Source organism: Actibacterium sp. EMB200-NS6 (genome assembly GCF_001305615.1).
In the GTDB taxonomy this organism is placed as follows: Bacteria; Pseudomonadota; Alphaproteobacteria; order Rhodobacterales; family Rhodobacteraceae; genus Actibacterium_A; species Actibacterium_A naphthalenivorans.
This window is the reverse complement of sequence record NZ_CP010869.1, coordinates 1,424,048-1,441,058: the sequence shown is the minus strand read 5'-3', so window position 1 is coordinate 1,441,058 and position 17,011 is coordinate 1,424,048. Positions and strand designations below refer to the sequence as shown.

11 protein-coding genes and 2 pseudogenes are annotated in these 17,011 nt (G+C 61.6%); 7 read left to right on the top strand and 6 right to left on the bottom strand.

Annotated elements, in window-relative coordinates:
- Window positions 1-7 precede the first annotated feature (7 nt).
- From TQ29_RS07050 to TQ29_RS07040, 4 genes are all read right to left on the bottom strand, one after another.
- Window positions 8-2,101 carry a ParB N-terminal domain-containing protein gene (locus tag TQ29_RS07050; protein ID WP_054538585.1) on the bottom strand — a complete coding sequence of 698 codons (2,094 nt, stop codon included), beginning with the start codon at window positions 2,099-2,101 and terminating at the stop codon, window positions 8-10.
- A gap of 139 nt (window positions 2,102-2,240) precedes the next feature.
- Window positions 2,241-2,699, bottom strand: a complete 459-nt coding sequence (locus TQ29_RS07045) for a hypothetical protein (protein ID WP_054538584.1) — start codon at window positions 2,697-2,699, stop codon at window positions 2,241-2,243.
- 53 nt (window positions 2,700-2,752) lie between these two features.
- Entirely contained in the window at window positions 2,753-3,502 is a 750-nt protein-coding gene (locus TQ29_RS20630) for a hypothetical protein (protein ID WP_157445538.1), read from the bottom strand.
- Window positions 3,503-3,698: 196 nt separating this feature from the next.
- Window positions 3,699-4,892: a hypothetical protein gene (locus tag TQ29_RS07040; RefSeq protein WP_054538583.1), complete on the bottom strand. Its 1,194-nt coding sequence runs from the start codon at window positions 4,890-4,892 to the stop codon at window positions 3,699-3,701.
- A gap of 280 nt (window positions 4,893-5,172) precedes the next feature.
- On the opposite strand from TQ29_RS07040, the gene TQ29_RS07035 reads away from it, so the two are divergent.
- The 4 genes from TQ29_RS07035 (at window position 5,173) to TQ29_RS07025 (ending at window position 8,409) form a co-directional block, all read left to right on the top strand.
- Window positions 5,173-5,430 (top strand): pyocin activator PrtN family protein, encoded by a 258-nt coding sequence (locus TQ29_RS07035; RefSeq protein ID WP_054538582.1) that lies wholly within the window; start codon window positions 5,173-5,175, stop codon window positions 5,428-5,430.
- Window positions 5,431-5,554: 124 nt separating this feature from the next.
- Window positions 5,555-6,754, top strand: coding sequence for an IS256 family transposase (locus TQ29_RS07030; RefSeq protein WP_054538581.1), 1,200 nt, complete (start codon window positions 5,555-5,557; stop codon window positions 6,752-6,754).
- A gap of 142 nt (window positions 6,755-6,896) precedes the next feature.
- Window positions 6,897-7,118: a hypothetical protein gene (locus tag TQ29_RS20880; protein WP_162231816.1), complete on the top strand. Its 222-nt coding sequence runs from the start codon at window positions 6,897-6,899 to the stop codon at window positions 7,116-7,118.
- A 220-nt stretch (window positions 7,119-7,338) separates the two neighbouring features.
- On the top strand, window positions 7,339-8,409 hold the full coding sequence (locus TQ29_RS07025; protein ID WP_054538580.1) for a site-specific integrase: 1,071 nt from the start codon (window positions 7,339-7,341) through the stop codon (window positions 8,407-8,409).
- Between the two features lie 609 nt (window positions 8,410-9,018).
- On the opposite strand, the pseudogene TQ29_RS07020 reads toward TQ29_RS07025, so the two are convergent.
- Window positions 9,019-10,429 (bottom strand): annotated as a pseudogene (locus TQ29_RS07020) (strawberry notch-like NTP hydrolase domain-containing protein); the annotation flags it as partial.
- A gap of 166 nt (window positions 10,430-10,595) precedes the next feature.
- Between TQ29_RS07020 and TQ29_RS07015 the strand changes: the two are divergent.
- Window positions 10,596-12,209 (top strand): Fic family protein, encoded by a 1,614-nt coding sequence (locus TQ29_RS07015; protein ID WP_235974389.1) that lies wholly within the window; start codon window positions 10,596-10,598, stop codon window positions 12,207-12,209.
- 10 nt (window positions 12,210-12,219) lie between these two features.
- Here TQ29_RS07015 and TQ29_RS07010 read toward each other — a convergent pair whose 3' ends face one another.
- Window positions 12,220-12,864: a hypothetical protein gene (locus TQ29_RS07010; RefSeq protein WP_054538579.1), complete on the bottom strand. Its 645-nt coding sequence runs from the start codon at window positions 12,862-12,864 to the stop codon at window positions 12,220-12,222.
- A gap of 620 nt (window positions 12,865-13,484) precedes the next feature.
- Here TQ29_RS07010 and TQ29_RS07005 point away from each other — a divergent pair.
- Window positions 13,485-14,492 carry an AAA family ATPase gene (locus tag TQ29_RS07005; protein ID WP_054538578.1) on the top strand — a complete coding sequence of 336 codons (1,008 nt, stop codon included), beginning with the start codon at window positions 13,485-13,487 and terminating at the stop codon, window positions 14,490-14,492.
- A 517-nt stretch (window positions 14,493-15,009) separates the two neighbouring features.
- Window positions 15,010-16,986 (top strand): annotated as a pseudogene (locus TQ29_RS21280) (S8 family peptidase).
- Window positions 16,987-17,011: the final 25 nt, after the last annotated feature.

Here is a 17,011-nt window from a genome sequence, read left to right as displayed (position 1 = left end):
TCGAAGGTCACTCAGCGGCGGTCCGGACAAAGGCGTCACCGGCGACGGGATCATCTTCTCCCGAGGGGTCGGAATCTCCGATAGCCGGTTCGCCGCCGTCTTCCGCCGATTGCGCTTCGCCGGTGTCGGCGTCGTCGATCAATTCGATCTCAGGCGCGTCCTCTTCCGGCAGCAGCGGCGTGCGCAGCGGGTCGGGCAGCCAGCCCGTGCCCACGAGCAGGTCCTCGGCGGCGGTCACCATCTCGGCCTTCTTCAGCCCCGCGATGCGGTCAGCGGCGTCCTCACCCTTCGCCTCGGATACGGCCTCGATGATGCGCGCCTTGGTCACGCGGCCAAGGTAGCTGTCGCCTGTCACCGTCCAGCCCGCCTTGGCCATGTCGAGCCCGACGGTTCCGGCCAGCACATCCGCATGCGCGATGGCGCGCGGCCGGCGCTGGTAGGGATCGTGGACGGCATTCACGCTCATCGCGACGCAATGGGCGAAAAGCGCCTCGCGGCTGCAGCTGTCGAACTCGGTGAGCACATCCCAGAGGTCCTCGGATGCCTTCGGCAGGTTCCGCGCCCAGGTCTCGTGGCGCTGCTCGATGGCCTGCGCATAGGCCGTGTCGCCGAGGCCCGGCACCTGCGATCCGAAGGCGGCGTTGCGTGGTTCGATCTCGACGCAGCTGTCGACGGCGTAGCGGTAGAAGAGCCGCAGGACCATCGCGTGCAGGGCCGCGAGGAAGGCGACCTGCGGGTCCTGGGCCAGCGCATTGCGCAGTGCCAGGGTCCGATGGGCCGTCAGTTCCATGACGAGGCGGTCGGAAAGCGGCTTGAGGCCGTCGTCCTCTTCCTCCTCGTCCATGGTAGACGCGACGGTGTCATCGATATCCTCGTCCGGTGCCGCGTGCGGTGCGACCTCGCCGGTGTCCTCCACCTCCTCGACCGGTTCATCCTCGGGCCGCACGTAGCCGCGCTCGACCCGCAGTCGCCCGGAGCTGTCGATGCTGACGAAGGCCCCGGCCAGAGCGAGATCGTCGGCCTCGTACTGGATCGGACGCGCCTCGAGTGCCTCCATCGCCTCCTCGATCTCGCCCAACCGGGTATCGATGTCGTCGGGCAACTCGTCGGCTTCTGCGTGCTCGGCCTCGAGCGCATCGTACTCGGCCTTCAGCGCCTGGTAGCGGGCCTCCTCCTCGTCGCTCATGGGCACCGCCTCGCCATGGACCCGGCGCATCCCGAAACTGTGGCCATAGGGGAATTCGGTATCGACTTCGACCCATTTCCAGCCCTCAGCGCGGGCCGCCTCGGCCTCCTCGGCGAGCTTCTCGCGCACCATGACGTCGAGCAGGGCGGCATCCTGCAGCCATCCGCCGTCGTCCTGTTGGAACAGGTCGCGCAGGATCTCGCCCCCTGCCTCGACGTAATCGTCGAGCCCGACGAACTGCGCCCGCTTGTCCGAGGCGCGCACCGCACCCTCGGTCAGCATGCGGCGGATTTCGTAGGGCTGCCGGGAATAGTGCCGCTGCAGGGCCTCCCAGACCTGCTCCTGCCGCGCATGATCGGGGTTGACCGTGAAGGCCATGAGCTGGTCGAGCGTCATCTCCTCCTCGGCATAGGTGTCGAGCAGCGAGGGTGCCACGGCGGCAAGCTTCAGCCGCTGCTTGACCACGCTGGCCGAGACGAAGAAGGCCGCGGCGATCTCTTCCTCGGTGCGGCCCTTCTCGCGCATCGCCTGGAAGGCGCGGAACTGGTCGAGCGGGTGCAGGGGTGCCCGCTGGACGTTCTCGGCCAGGCTGTCCTCCTCGGCGAGCCCGTCCGTGCGCACGATGCAGGGCACCAGCGCGGTCTTGTTCATGCGTTTTTGCTTCACCAGCAGTTCCAGCGCCCTGAACCGCCGCCCGCCGGCGGGGATCGTGAACATGCCGGTCTCGGCACCGTTGTCGTCCAGCACGGGCCGCACGGTGATGGAACTGAGCAGCGTCCGCCGTGCGATGTCCTCGGCCAGTTCCTCGATCGACACGCCCGCCTTGACGTGGCGCACGTTCGACTGGCTGAGCATCAGCCTGTTGAAGGGAATGTCGCGCGAGGCGCTGAGGGTGATTTTCTGTTGCTTGGTCATCGGGATATCTCCGCGACGGGCCAGCCGGGAGCCTCTCTCCCGACCTCCAAACCCGTCACGGAAAACCCGGCACCCCTCTTACTCTAGGCGCATTGGGGAAAAACCTGTCGGCTGGACATCTCTGCTAGATTGGTCAGTACTAGTCCTCCAGTCGGCCACGCGAGCTAACGTAAACGCCATCCGAAAGATAAGCAGGCTCACCGTCTTCGCTAACTGAGAATTCGTCATATATATCTCGCATTTCTTCGTCAGCCCAAGGTGCATTGACTGGGGGAAGATCGAGTAACTCAGCGATCCTATTAGCGAGATCCCGGATCCCTCTCGGGTGATCAATTTCTTTGCAGATGAAATACGGGCGACCCCAATTGTCGGTGCAACGCTCACCTCGACCCAGCACATTTTCTGCGGCGGCAACCAATTTGTTTAGGTCAGGAAATGCAATGTAAGAGCCGTCGTCTTCCTTTGCCGTGGCCGTCATCAACGTGTAGCTGTTCGTTTCGTGGATAATGCGAAGCAAGACATATTGCTCAGACACCATCTTTGTCTGGTTAAACTCGCCGGTCGTTTCAAGTTTGTCTGATTTCGTAATGATTGCCATGGATAGACTCCGTCGTGTTAATGTTCTGATGTGTTGAATGTGCGCGCCAAGTGCTACCTTCCCCAGTCGTGTGCGCCTCCACCCGATGTTAGCCATACACCATCCGACAAGTAGATTGGCTCCCCTGAACCACCAAGGGCAGAATAGAGATCGTCTTCTCCTGAGCGGGTTCGAGGGGGCGGCGATGGCAGGACTTTTGTTGTCTTCAAGGGAGTTATCATCTCTTCTAGACCCGTGGCGTCGCGTAAGAAAGCTTCTGCAAATGAAGCAGTGCGCTTTAAGATGTTATGGCGGCTCCCATGAAACGGTTGTCCAATAAACGGACCGTCCGTACGGCTGATCGATAACACGGAATTCGGCTTCACCTCTTCAGAAGGGAAACCATCAATTATCTGAACATCAATGCCATTTTTTCGAATCAAGATGAGGGCAGTTTGTGTTTGGTTTACAGCAGAATAGGCTTTTCGGTACATCTTACTGGCGGCTCTGCGGGGTAGCCATCCCATCTTGAATAGCTGGACGGCTAGTTCGTATGGGCGTGCTAAACCCTTAATGCTCAGGGATTCTCCAGGTGGAAGAGCTATTCCTTCTGCAGTAAACTTGGCTTCGCTCGCGAGGCATTCGATAGTATTTTGGCAATCCCAGTTTAGGTAGTTGATATCATCAACTCGCGCCCATTTAAGCGGGCGATTGTTCATTTTCACGACAACCTCGTCTCCAACTTCGATGTCGGTTCGGAGGCAATTAACTGGATAGGTCTTCCCTGACTTATCGAATGCCACATGCGCAATAATGTAAGACAACTAGCTCTCCCGAGTGAACTGGCCCCTATTTCGACCGAACGCCTTACATTGACCAAAGAGGCCTGCGGTGACGCGGTCGCAATTCAAACTTACCTTCATCAACAACTTGGCGAGATTGAGGCTTTCGTGCAAGGCGGCGATCTATCGTGTCCTTAACGGGCGGCGACGCTGTTCGAAAGCCGCCACCCGAATGTTCTTAAACGACCTTCTCCAACAACACCTTCGCCTTCCCCTCCATCACAAGTCGCGCATCCTGCTGCGGCTTCGACCGCGCGACCGCCGTGATCCCTTGCACAAAATCGAACACGCTCTCGGGCGGGCGGCCTTCCTCGGTCAGCACCGTCTCGACGATCCGCCCCGTCTCCGCCTTCGAGAACCCGCGTTTGCGCAGGAAGTCCTGACGGTCCTCGTCGGACCGCGCGACGATCTTCTCGCGCGCCGCGCGGATGCCGTCGATGAAAGGTGCGGGCGAGGACTCGGCGAAGCGGCTGAGCGCCGGGGCGGCCTCATGCGCGAAACGGGAGGCGGCGTGTTTAGAATGCCGGATCGTGATCTCCTGGAAGTCCTCGACGCCCCAGAGGTTGCGGTTCTGGCAGACCGCGCGCAGGTAGAAGCTGGCGATGCCCAACGTTTTGGCCCCCACTTCGGAATTCCAGCAGTAGAACCCTCGGAAATAGAGGTCGGGCGAGCCATCGGGCAGCAGCCCCGCCTCGATGGGATTCAGGTCATCGACGAGGAACAGGAACACGTCGCGGTCGGAGGCGTAGAGCGTCGTCGTGTCCTTCGTCACGTCCACGCGCGGGTTGTACATGCCGGTCGACCAGTCGAGTACGCCCGGCACCTTCCAGCGCGTGTCGCCCGTGCCGTTGCCCGCGATGCGCTGGACGGCGGAGACCAGTTCGTGGTCGTAGATGCGGCCATAGTCGGGGCCGGTCACGGCGCGCAGTTCGGTGCGGCCGTTTGCGACCTCCATGGTCTTGATCTGCTCGGCCCGGTGGTTGGTCAGCCCGTATTGCAGGTTGATCCCGGCCAGCGGCGCGGGAAGTTGCCGCAGATAGGCCGCGGGCGCACCGACGAGGCTCGAGAGCTGGCCGAAGGACCAATGCGTCGGCGCGATGGGTTCATCGGTGCCCGGCAGGACAAGGCCCAGCTTCTCCGGGTTGTCGCGATGCGCCTCGACCCGGATCGCCGCACTCTCCACAGTGCGCGTCCGGCTCCGCTCCACCCGGCCCTTGACCGATGCGAAAAGATCGTCGAGCGACAGATACCGCTCGTCATCCGGCCGCGAGAACCACTCGGACGACACACGGTCCACGTTCGTGCCGCGCGACACATCCACCTTGTAGCCGCCGCTCATGTCACGCCCGGCATCGATAATCTCGGTATTCATGGGTTTTCTCCCGCGACGGGCGCCGGAGGCCTCTCCTCCAGCCACTAACCCGTCACGGCTCCCCTGCCCGCCTCTTGCTCTCTGAAACCGGGTGAACGTCCGCAGGAAGTCCGCCGATTTGATCGCATTCTGTCCCATTTGTTCGCCACTTTTCGCCGCCGCTTGCCGCCCTTTGCACGATCAAGGACCCTGATCCCGCCAAACGCCGCCCCCCGCTCGCATTGATGGACAACTTGGTTGAGGTCAGGATGCGGAGCAGAGAAACCACCGAGACTGACCGATGAACACGCTTTTTCTCCTTATGGCTCAGTATGATGGCCGCGCGGTCGTACCGGTCGATGCGGTCTGCAAAGACTACTTTTCCCATCTGACCTTGCCCAAGTTCCTCAGGAAGGTCAGTTCCGGCGAAATCGATCTGCCGCTGGTGCGATCGGAGCGCAGTCAGAAAAGCGCGAAGGGCGTCCACCTCTCGGATCTCGCCACCTATCTCGACAAGCGTCGCGAGGTCGCGCTGTACGAGCGGGACGCCTTCAAGTAGTGATCTTTGGGATGCTGTCCCGGGGCGTGGTGTAGGTTCTGGCTGAGGTGGTCACCGGCGATGTTCGGTTAGGGTCTGGTTGCTAACGCCACCCCAAGACCAAGAGGACCACCGATGACCACCGATGACCACCGACATGATGAATTTCCGCGACCTCGTGGAGAAGGCCCCCGACGCTGATCTGCTGCGCGAGATGATCGGCTTTGCCGCCGAGCGGCTGATGGAGCTGGAGGTAGGCGCTGTGACGGGCGCGGCCTATGGCGAGAAGGACCCCACGCGGCGTGCGCAGCGCAACGGGTATCGCGACCGTGACTGGGAGACGCGTGCCGGGACGGTCGAGCTGCGGATCCCGAAGCTGCGGAAAGGCAGCTACTTTCCGGGTTTTCTCGAACCGCGGCGCATGGCCGAGAAGGCCCTGACGGCGGTGATCCAGGAGGCCTATGTTCAAGGCATCTCGACGCGGTCCGTCGATGACCTCGTCAAGGCGATGGGCATGTCGGGGATCAGCAAGAGCCAGGTCTCGCGGCTCTGCGAAGAGATTGACGGAAAGGTGAAGGCCTTTCTGAACCGGCCGATCGAAGACGACTGGCCCTACCTCTGGATTGACGCCACCTACCTCAAGGTCCGGCGCGGCGGGCGGATCGTGTCGGTCGCCGTCATCATCGCCATCGGGGTTAACACCGATGGCAGGCGCGAGGTTTTGGGTTTGGACATCGGCACTTCCGAGGCCGAGCCGATCTGGACCGAGTTCCTGCGTAAGCTGACCCGCCGCGGCCTTCGGGGCGTGAAGCTGGTCATCAGCGATGCGCACGAGGGCATCAAGGCTGCCGTCTCGAAGGTTCTCTGCGCCACCTGGCAGCGGTGCCGGGTTCACTTCCAGCGCAACGCCCTTGCCCATGCCGGGAAAAGCGGGCGGCGGGTCGTGTCTGCCTTCATCGCCACAGCCTTCGCCCAAGACACCGCCGAGGCCGCCAGTACCCAGTGGCGCACCGTGGCCGATCAGATCCGGCCCAAAGTGCCGAAGCTGGCCACGCTGATGGATGACGCCGAGCACGACGTGCTGGCCTACATGTCCTTCCCCAAGGAGCACAGGGCCAAGCTACACTCGACGAACCCGATCGAGCGTCTGAACGGCGAGATCAAGCGTCGCACGGATGTCGTCGGCATCTTCCCCAACGACGAGGCCATCATCCGCCTGGTCGGGGCCTTGCTGCTGGAACAGAATGACGAATGGGCCGTCCAGCGCGCCAGATACATGACGCTGGAAACCATCGCACCGATGGGCGATGATGCCGTCATCAGCCTGCCCGCCGCGGCATCCTGATCAAGCAGGCCCGCGCCGAGCATCACGGTGACGATCAGCGCCAGCTACACCACTCCACGGGACAGCATCATCTTTGGCTCTTCAGAGAAGGCTCGTCTTGTGGCTCAGAGCACCCGCTGGGAGCAACCCGCCGAGGGGTTTTGTGACCACCTCGATCCGTCCAATCCAGCTGGCCAAAGCTTCGTCGGTGAAAAACTGGGCAAAAACTTTCCAGACCGACCCCAACCCTCTGAAATTAAATTCGAAAACGGGGCCGCTCGACGATGGCCTATCAGATTTTCTGCCTACTTTTTTGTGCGCACGACCGGGACGGACTTACAACATGATGTACAACACGGGTTACAACACGACCTTAGAAAATTGAAAAATCACAGACTTTTCGAATTGTCTGTCCAGTCCATCATGGGTGCAACGGACAGGCGGGAGGCCGTTGACAAGTCTTTTTTTATATTATTATCATCCACTTATGCTCTCCTCGCCTTCGTCTCGTTCCAGCCCGTTCTGTACCAAATACGCCGATTTCGACGCTGGACTTGGCACAATGTACCAAACAAGATTCCCATGTACCAAGTCAGGAGGTCATCATGGGCTCGATCAGTACACGCAAACGAAAGGATGGCAGCAGTAGCTACCTTGCGCGCGTGCGAGTGACGCGAGAAGGAACCTCCTATCATGAGACGAAGACCTTTGACAGACGCCCTGCCGCAACCGCCTGGATAAAGAAGCGCGAGAAAGAGCTAGCAAAACCTGGTGCCTTGGAGGAGCTGAACGTATCTGACCCTCCGCTCTCGAAAGCGATCGAGCGCTACACCGAAGAAACGGTGCAGGACATCGGTCGCACAAAGGCGCAGGTCCTCAGGACCATCGCCACCTACCCGATCGCCGATCTGCCCTGCTCCACCATCAAGTCGAAGGATATCATCGAGTTCCTTCAGTCTCTGCCCGGACAACCGCAAACAGTCGGGAACTACGCGAGCCATCTCGCCTCCATATTCGCGATAGCTCGACCGATGTGGGACTTCCGGCTGGATGACCGGGAGATGAGAGACGCGATCACCGTCGCGCGCCGCATGGGGATCATCTCCCGTTCCGCGCAGCGGAACCGCAGGCCCACCCTCGATGAACTCGACCGGCTGCTGACCCATTTCATTGATCGGCGCCAGAGAACACCTCAGGCCATGCCCATGCACAAGGTGATCATTTTCGCTCTCTTCTCGACGCGCCGCCAGGCAGAGATCACCCGCCTCACCTGGGATGACTTCCAGAAGGAGCACAAGCGCATTCTGGTCCGTGACATGAAGCATCCCGGCGAAAAGCGCGGAAACGATACCTGGGTCGATCTACCCGACGAGGCCATTCGGATCATCGACAGCATGCCCGAGCATAAAGCTGAGATCTTCCCCTACTCACCGGACGCAATCACGGCCAACTTCACCCGCGCTTGCAAGCTGCTCGGGATCGAAGATCTGCACTTCCACGATCTGCGCCACGAAGGCATTTCTCGGCTGTTCGAGATGGGTTGGAACATTCCCCATGTCGCGGCCGTCAGCGGACACAGGTCTTGGGTTAGCCTGAAACGCTATACGCACATCCGGGAAACAGGCGACAAATATGCAAACTGGCGTGGAATGCAGTTCGCGATCGGCAACACGTGATGCGCCAGTACGTCAATCTCATCGAAAGGACCCGCGCATCACCCTAGGTTTTGCCAAGTACAGACATCAACTTTCATAGCCGCTGAATGCTGAGATAGAGGCAAGTTAGCGATATGCCGTCCATCCTATTGGCACCCTATTCATCCATGAACTTTCGCTGGTAGCGTTCCTCTGGCGAAACCCACTGCTCGATGAATGATAGCGGATCGAGATCGCCCAGCATCGAACGCGCCAAACGCAGCCGGGACTCCAGATGCACGCGCCGCTCTCCGTCCACCATCTGCATACGCTTTTCGGCCTCGACGAAGAACATCTCGACGGAGAGCGCCTTGGTCCAATCCGCCATGATATCCGAAAGCTGTTGAAGGCTCTCGGAGCGGGCCTTCGCCTCACTGCGCTTATCCTCTTCCCTCCGCCACCGCTCCCATTGAAGCTCCTGTTCCCTTTTCTTCCGGGCAGCCTCGTCATCGGCCGCGTCCATGAGAGCCTTCAATTCTTCGACCGAGCCTTCAAGCTTGCGGATCACTTCGCCGAACGCCCTATCAAGGGAGCGCTTACTGGTCTCCTGCCATGAAAGCTGCCACTCTACTCCGGGGTGCGGAGAATAGGCGACCACGGTCCAGACACCGGCGAGATGATCGGCATGAGCTTCCCCCGCATAGATCACCGTTTCAAGCTGGGCGTTGGAGAGCCGAGTACGGATGTCGGCGGGCAACATCGGCCGGTAGGACGGTTTTGGCGGTGCAACCGAGGCCATGGCCGCCGATTGCACCAGCCTGGTCGGATGCGGCTCGGCACCGGGAATGCGCAGCGATTGCAGCGCATATTCCTCATAGATCGCGTCCGACAGGCGCGCGCCCTCGGGCGGCGTCCAGTCCACGGTCTCATAGGTCAGTTCCACACCCTCGGGATCGAAAGCAGGAGCAACAGCCGGCCGAGAAGAGGCAGCGCGGGCGAGAGAACCGCGCACGGTCTTCGGGGCGGCCGTCCGAACAGGAGAAACGACCTTCAGCTGCGAGACCGGCAAGCGCGGCGGAAGCTGGCTTTCGATCCAGCCGAGCAGCGTGGCGACGTCGGGTGCGATCCCCGGCGAGGCCTGGAAGACCGACGGATCGTCGGCAGGCAACTTGTCGATCACTGTCAGCCGCGTGTCGATGCTGGTGCCATGCTTCGCAAAGACCGCGCCATCGATGGCCGCGGTGAAGACCACGCGGCCGCGGTCCTGCAGGCGTATGAAGGCGTCGCGCCAAGCCTTGGCTTCCGGTCCGAAATTCGCGCCGGTGATCGTGACCAGCCGTCCACCGGGGGTGAGACGGGCCAGCGCCGAGACGACATGACGATATGCAGCATCCGCCATCCGTCCCTCGACATTGGCCATGACCGAGAAAGGTGGGTTCATCAGAACCACGGACGGCATGGCGTCCGTGGTCAGATAGTCGTCGATCTGGGTGGCGTCGAACCGGGTGACGGGAAAGGCCGGAAAGAGGGACGAGAGAAGATCTGCGCGGGTCTCGGCAAGCTCGTTGAGGATCAGCGAGCCGCCGGCAGCCTGTGCCAGGATCGCCATCAGGCCGGTGCCGGCCGAGGGCTCCAGTACCACATCGTCCGGCGTGATCGCGGCCGCCGCCAACGCGGCAAGGCCGAGTGGCAGAGGCGTGCTGAACTGCTGGAAGCTCTGACTTTCTTCGGAGCGGCGGGTCTGCGTCGGTAGTAACCCCGCGATCTTCGCCAGAGGACCGAGCCGGGACGCCGGAGAGGCGGCTTTGCGGAACAGCGCCTTTCCGTATTTGCGCAGGAACAGCACCGTGGCGACCTCGCAGGCCTCATAGGCGAGCTTCCAGTCCCAGGCGCCGTTGGCATCGGACGCGCCGAAAGCGGTCTCCATGGCGCTTCGCAGGGCCGCGGTATCGACGCGCTGGCCGCGTTCGAGATGGGGAAGGAGGAGATTGGCGGCGGCCAGGATCGCGGGTGCGGCGCCGAGCGGCGTGACCGGATCTGTCACGGGAGACGAAATGTTCATATCGGGGAACCTCGGAGAGCAGGAACGAGAAGACCCGGACGGCGCTCTCTCTCGACCACCCGGACTCACCCCGTCCCTGCACCTCTCTGCCTCTGCACCACAGGCCCCATCGCCCCGCCCGCTCGAGGGCGACAGCGCGCCCGCCATCCGATTTCGCAGAATATCATTGATTGTAATCGATATTCATGAGATACATCGATTTGAAATCAATCATCGGAGCCGAGAACTGAAATTCATGGAGCACGCGCGAAGGAATCCATTTTCAGGTGCCGTAACTGTTTTTCACGAACGCTGGCTTCCCGAGAAGGCCACACCTGCGGGCTATGCTGCGCTGATCGATGCCTACGCGCTCGCAGCGCCCCTGCCCCGGACACTTTCCGCCATCGGCCCACGTCACAAGGTCTACGCGGCCGACGGCTGGCGCCTCTACACGCCCCGCCATGAACCCGAGGCGAGCCTCATCGGCCATCTGACCTTCGCGCTGCGTTACGAGGGGCTGGATCTGGCAGTTCTCAAGCGGCTGTTCAAGGCAACCGGCCCGGAGCCGATCCAGGCCATTGTCGAGGCCGCCCCGACGGGCAGCTACGCGCGCAGGATCTGGTTCCTCTATGAGTGGCTCCTCGGCGCAGAATTGGATCTGCCCGACGCAACGCGCGGAAATTACGCGCCCGTGGTCGATGCCAAGCTCCAATGGGATGCAGAGGGCGCCCCCTCGCCGCGCCACCGGGTCCGCAACAACCTGCCCGGCACCCCGGATTTCTGCCCGATGATCTTCCGCACTCCGGCAATCGAGGCCTTCATCGCCCGCGATCTGGCAGCCGAGGCCCGCGCGGTGCTGGCCGAGGTGCCCGCCGATCTGCTCGCGCGCACTGCGGCCTTCCTGCTGCTCAAGGATTCACGGTCGAGTTTCCAGATCGAAGGCGAGAACCCGCCCCAGGATCGCATCCGGCGCTGGGGCCAGATCATCGGCGAAGCCGGACGGCATCCAATCGACCGGGCAGAACTCGAACGCCTGCAACGCATCGTCATCGGCGATGCCCGCTTCGTCCATCTGGGCCTGCGGCAGGAGGGCGGCTTCATTGGCGAGCATGACCGCACGACCGGCGCCCCCCTGCCCGATCACGTCAGCGCCCGGCATGAAGACCTGCCTGCGCTGATCGCCGGGCTCGAAGCGTTCGACCGCGACGTCGCCCCGGGGCTCGACCCTGTTCTGGCGGCTGCCGGCCTCGCCTTCGGCTTCGTCTATATCCACCCGTTCGAGGACGGCAATGGGCGCCTTCATCGCTACCTGATCCACCACGTGCTTGCTGCACGCGGCTTCAATCCGCCCGGGCTGGTCTTCCCGGTGTCGGCGGTGATCCTCGAACGGATCGAGGCCTATCGGCAGGTGCTCGAGAGCTATTCGCGTCGACTGCTGCCCCATGTCAGCTGGCGCCCAACCGATCGCGGAAACGTCGAGGTGCTGAACGACACCGGCGATTTCTACCGCTTCTTCGATGCCACGCCCCATGCCGAATTCCTCTTCGCCTGCGTGGCACAGACCATCGACAGCGACCTTCCAGCAGAGACCCGGTTCCTGCGCGTCTATGACGGGTTCAAGTCCCGCGTCTCGGGCCTGATCGATATGCCCGACCGAACCCTCGACCTGCTCTTCCGCTTTCTGCACCAGAATGACGGGAGGCTGTCCGAACGGGCCAGAGCCAGGGAGTTTGGGGCTTTGACCGAAGAGGAGACAGGCCGGATCGAGGCCATCTATGCGCAGTTGCAGAAGGACCTCTGAACCCACCTGATCAACCGAACCTGCGTCCGGCCTCGGTGAAGGTGTAGCCGTTGGCGATGATGGTCTCATCGACGACGTCGGCCGACGACAGATAGCCAAACTCGCGCTCGAGCTGGCGATAGAGCCAGCGAGCCAGATCGCGCAACGCCTCGATAACCACCTCCTCGGCGTCGGCGGTCAAGTCCTGCCAACTCGGACTGTCACGCTCTACCGAGATCGCCATGCAATACTCATGGTAATAATGGCCGCGATGGGTGGCTTCGGCGCGAAGCTGGTAGAAATTGCGCCGCTGGACCGCCTGCAGGGCATCGGCGATGCGGTGCACCTCGGTATCCTGCGGCGCGTATTCCCTGATCCGCCGCGGCGTGTCCTTGCGGTAGGCATAGAAGGTTTCGAAGCACGCGCCGTCCCCCTGGCTCCAGAAGCCCCGGAACCAGATGCAGGGTTCCTGCCGTGTGCCGCCGCCCCTTAACCGGACGGTTCGGGTCTTGAGGTTCAGCCCTAGGATTTCGGCAATACGCTGGAAATCCTCATAGACGGCATCGTACCAGTCATGGTCGAAGTCGCCCTCACGATACCAGGCGCGGGCCTTGTCCTTCGCGTCCCCGGACAACTCGTTGAGGCGATAGACGGTGGTTTCGATAATATCAGGCATAGGGATCGCCTCCGTCCAGCACGATGGCAAGCCAGCCGACGTGTCTGACCGGATCTGCACTCACCCTCGGGCGTTCGGACTGGCTCCGAAGTCCCGAGGGCGGCACGCATGCGTAAGCCGACCCTTCATGGGTTAATTGTCAAAGAGACGGATCAGACCAAGGTTAGCGAATGGAAGCGGGGGTGGTGTCTTGCATCTGACAGGCGCCGGATCCCCCCTTGCAGATGTTTTGCCGTGCCCACCCTGCCGCGGCATCAACAGAGGAACCGCGTTACAGGCCGGAGACGGAACCAACCCATGGCACGTGCCTTGATGGGATGATGGGGACATGGTGAAGTTGGAACTGGAGCCGCTCCATGACCCTCCGACGTCTGCACACGGCATGACGGTCATGCGGCCTGACCGCTTGATGGGCGGTGGTGCGACAGTGGTTAGGGAGGCCAAGTCACAGCGCTCGAATGATGTGAATACAGGGCAATCCGCCGGGAAAAGCCCCGCAACGCGCACCTGCGGGCAGAACAAATACGCCCATGTGCGGCTTGTTTTGATCACGCTGAGCTTTCCAAAACCGCGAGAGTCAATTAGGATTCGACGAAAAGATAGATGACTGGGGCGGCGCAGTGTCGAATGCGAAGCAGATACTGGCGATGCTCAGAAGCCAGGCGGAAGGCGATGAAGAACAGTTCTTCTCCATCGCGCTTCAGGTTGCGGCTGGCGAGGCCCGCCAAGGACACCGTGCGACCGCAGAGGATATCCGCGCGGCAGTGGATGCCGCACGTTCACAGCGCGGGACGCGGGCGTCTGTCCCGATCGCCTTTTCTCGGCCGCGTGGAGACCTCGACAGCCTTCTCGATCTGCGGGACCCGCAGATCCATCTTGCCGATGTGGTGCTGAATGCAGACGTGAAAGGTCATCTCGAAGCGGTTGTGCTTCAGCAACAGCGTCGGGATTGGCTCCGGGCACATGGAAAGACACCGAGCCGTCGCCTCCTCTTTGCCGGACCTCCCGGATCGGGGAAGACGATGACCGCCGAGGCACTCGCGGGCGAACTCCATCTGCCTCTGTTCGTGATCCGTCTCGAAACCCTGATCACGCGCTTTATGGGAGAAACGGCCGCCAAACTGCGTCTTGTTTTCGACGAAGCGCAGAAGCGCAGAGGTGTTTATCTCTTTGATGAATTCGATGCCGTGGGCAGCAACAGGTTGGCGACGAATGATGTCGCAGAAATGCGGCGGGTACTGAACAGCTTCCTGCAGTTCATGGAAGAGCCCTCTGCGACCGACAGTGTTCTGGTGGCCGCCACGAACCATCCCTCTCTTCTCGACCGCGCGCTATTACGACGCTTCGATGAAGTTCTGCAGTTCGAGATGCCATCAGCAGATGAAGTGCGCGCCATTATCAAGGCACATCTGTCGCCGATGAAATATCCCAAGATCAATTGGAAAACCATTGTTGCCGCGGCCACCTGCCTCAGTCAGGCGGAGATTGTCCATGCGGCAGAAGAGGCCGTGAAAGCGGCGATCCTTTCAGAACGAAATCAGATTTCCACCGCCGATCTGACGCGCGAACTTCGCAAACGCCAGGCCATGAGAACGGTGTTCTCTGAAGAACAGGGACACATTGGCTGAGTACGAGCACCGACATATCGACCTGAGCGGTCTTTCGACAACCCGTGACTACAAGTCCCCAGGCAGTAACGCCCGACAACGGCCGCTCCAGCGCATCCGCGAGGAACATGGCCAGCGCATTGTCGGCAAACTGGAAGCCGCCTTCGAGGCTTCTGATCTCGGACGAGCGGATTTGGGGACACCAGAGGGAGCTCCACCATCCGACGGCGTCTACCTTGAGGTGGAGCTCGCACCCTCTGTGGGACCGACCACGCTGGAGAAGAAACGCGAGGGGACACGCCAGGGCGCTGTCACACTTTCCGAAACCGGTGCGCGTCGCATCGCCCTCTTCGTCCCCGACGAGACCAGAGATGTCTTTGAGGCGGTTTTCCGGGATTACGCCTTTACGGAAGTTGACGAAGGTGCCGAGGCCCCGAAGAAGTCCCGCGTCGAGCCTGTCGAGCATATCCGCGCCGCGCGCTTGCGAACGTTCTGGCGCGACGATCCTCTGGCTCTGCCCGATGATCCGCAGGCGGAAATGTGGTGGGCCTTATGGTGTTTTGCCGACCGCCTCGAACGTGTCGAGACCAGCGCTCAGCGGCTCGGCCTGACCGTCGGGGGTGAAGACAGCTGGCTGCACTTCCCCGAAGTCGTGGTTCTTCCGGTGCATGGGCGCAGAGCAGCGATCGAGATGCTGCTGTTTTCAACGGGAGGCATTTCCGAAATCCGGCGAGCGAGCGATACGCCGACGGTGTTCACGGATGAACTCGAGGAGATGGCGAACGCGTTCGTGGATGATCTGGCCGAAAGGATCACCTGGCCAGGCCGCGACGTGCCCGCGGTTTGCCTCCTTGATACGGGTGTGAACCGCGGCCATCCGCTGATTGAACCTGCCCTGGCTCCGGGTGACATGCACGCTGTGCATGCAGATTGGGGTGTGGATGATGATAGTCCCAGCGGGCATGGATCCGGAATGGCCGGGCTGGCGCTCCACGGCGACCTGACAATGCCGTTGGGAGATGCGTCGCGTCCAATGCTTGCACATCGCCTCGAGTCCGTCAAAATCCTTCCGCCGGACGGCTTCGAGCAGAATGATCCCGGCTCCTATGGTGCGATCACAACCTCCGCCAGCTCGCTTCCGGAGATATCGGCTGCCGAGCGGCCGAGGGTCTTTTGCATGGCCGTAACGAATGAAAACCGGTCGGGAGCGGAGCCGACGGCCTGGAGCTCTGCTCTCGACCAGATCTCGGCGGGTGTGGACGCAATCGAGGAGGGCCCGGACCATATTCGGCGCCTTTTCGTCCAGGCAATCTGCAACATCGCGGACAGCTCGCGCGCCCAGGACATCGCCGATGGCGACGCGTTTCCGGGAGAAGATCCTGCACAGGCATTGAATGTCCTGACAGTCGGCGGCACAACTCTGAAATCAGAAATCGCAGAAGCCGGTTACCGAGACTGGCGCGGATGATCACCTCCCGGGGACCGCAGCCCCTACAGTCGGACGAGCGCGCTTTGGCGCGCGGGGCAGTCGCCGATCAAGCCGGAGATCGTCTTTGAAGCTGGAAACCGCGCGCTGAGCAGATCGGGGCTCGAAGCACTGTCGGGCCTCCCTTCCCTCTCGGTGCTCACCACAGCGAAATCGGTCGCTCCGCATCCGGTGACACCGTTCTGGGCAACCAGTGCAGCGACAGCGCAAGCGGCACGGCTTACGACGCGGATCATGGCTGAGCACCCGGAGTATTGGCCTGAAACCATCCGCGCCCTGACCGTGCACAGCGCCCGGTGGACGCCGCATATGCTTGCGGAATTCAACGCGACCGCGTCAAAGTCGGACAGAAAAGCGCTCGCGAGAAAATACGGATACGGCGTACCGGATCTTCGGCGCGCCCTTGCTTCGGCCCGCGATGATCTTGCGTTGGTTGCCGAGCATTATATCCAACCGTTCCGGGTCGAGAATGGCAGCGTGCGCTTCTCGGATGCTCATGTCTATCGCTTGCCCTGGCCCCGACAAGTCCTTGAAGATTTGGGCGACCAGCCTGTGCGCCTCAAGGTGACGCTTTCGTATTTTGTCGAGCCGAACCCAAGCTTTGCAAGCGCGATCGATCCTGCCCGATATCAGTCTTTTGGGCTGCGCTTCGACCTCAAGCGGGCACGCGAAACCGACGGGAATTTCCTGCGCCGGGTGAACAAGGATGACCGTGGCGAAAACGACCCTCGCCCGATCAACGAAGACAACGACGGCTGGTTCTTCGGGCCGAAGTCGATCTCAGCCGGCTCCATTCACATGGATATCTGGGAGGGCAGCGCCGTCGAGCTCGTGGAGCGCGATCTCCTCTATGTCTACCCGATCTCGGGCTGGTGGCGCGAAAGGCGAGCCCTGGGGCGAGCGAACAGCAAGGCCCGCTATGCGCTGGTTGTCGGCATCGAGACCCCGGAGGTCGATGTCTATCTGATGACGCCCATCCAGTCCGAAGTCGCGGCCTTGCTTCAGACCGGTATCGATATCGAAGTTTGATTCCTGTTCCGACTGAGACGACACA

What these genes read in the sequence shown, in the direction of transcription:
- TQ29_RS07040 (WP_054538583.1), bottom strand. Translation starts at nt 4,892, where the DNA reads ATGAATACCGAGATTATCGATGCCGGGCGTGACATGAGCGGCGGCTAC.
- TQ29_RS07050 (WP_054538585.1), bottom strand. Translation starts at nt 2,101, where the DNA reads ATGACCAAGCAACAGAAAATCACCCTCAGCGCCTCGCGCGACATTCCC.
- TQ29_RS07025 (WP_054538580.1), top strand. Translation starts at nt 7,339, where the DNA reads ATGGGCTCGATCAGTACACGCAAACGAAAGGATGGCAGCAGTAGCTAC.
- TQ29_RS07035 (WP_054538582.1), top strand. Translation starts at nt 5,173, where the DNA reads ATGAACACGCTTTTTCTCCTTATGGCTCAGTATGATGGCCGCGCGGTC.
- TQ29_RS07030 (WP_054538581.1), top strand. Translation starts at nt 5,555, where the DNA reads ATGACCACCGACATGATGAATTTCCGCGACCTCGTGGAGAAGGCCCCC.
- TQ29_RS07045 (WP_054538584.1), bottom strand. Translation starts at nt 2,699, where the DNA reads ATGGCAATCATTACGAAATCAGACAAACTTGAAACGACCGGCGAGTTT.
- TQ29_RS07010 (WP_054538579.1), bottom strand. Translation starts at nt 12,864, where the DNA reads ATGCCTGATATTATCGAAACCACCGTCTATCGCCTCAACGAGTTGTCC.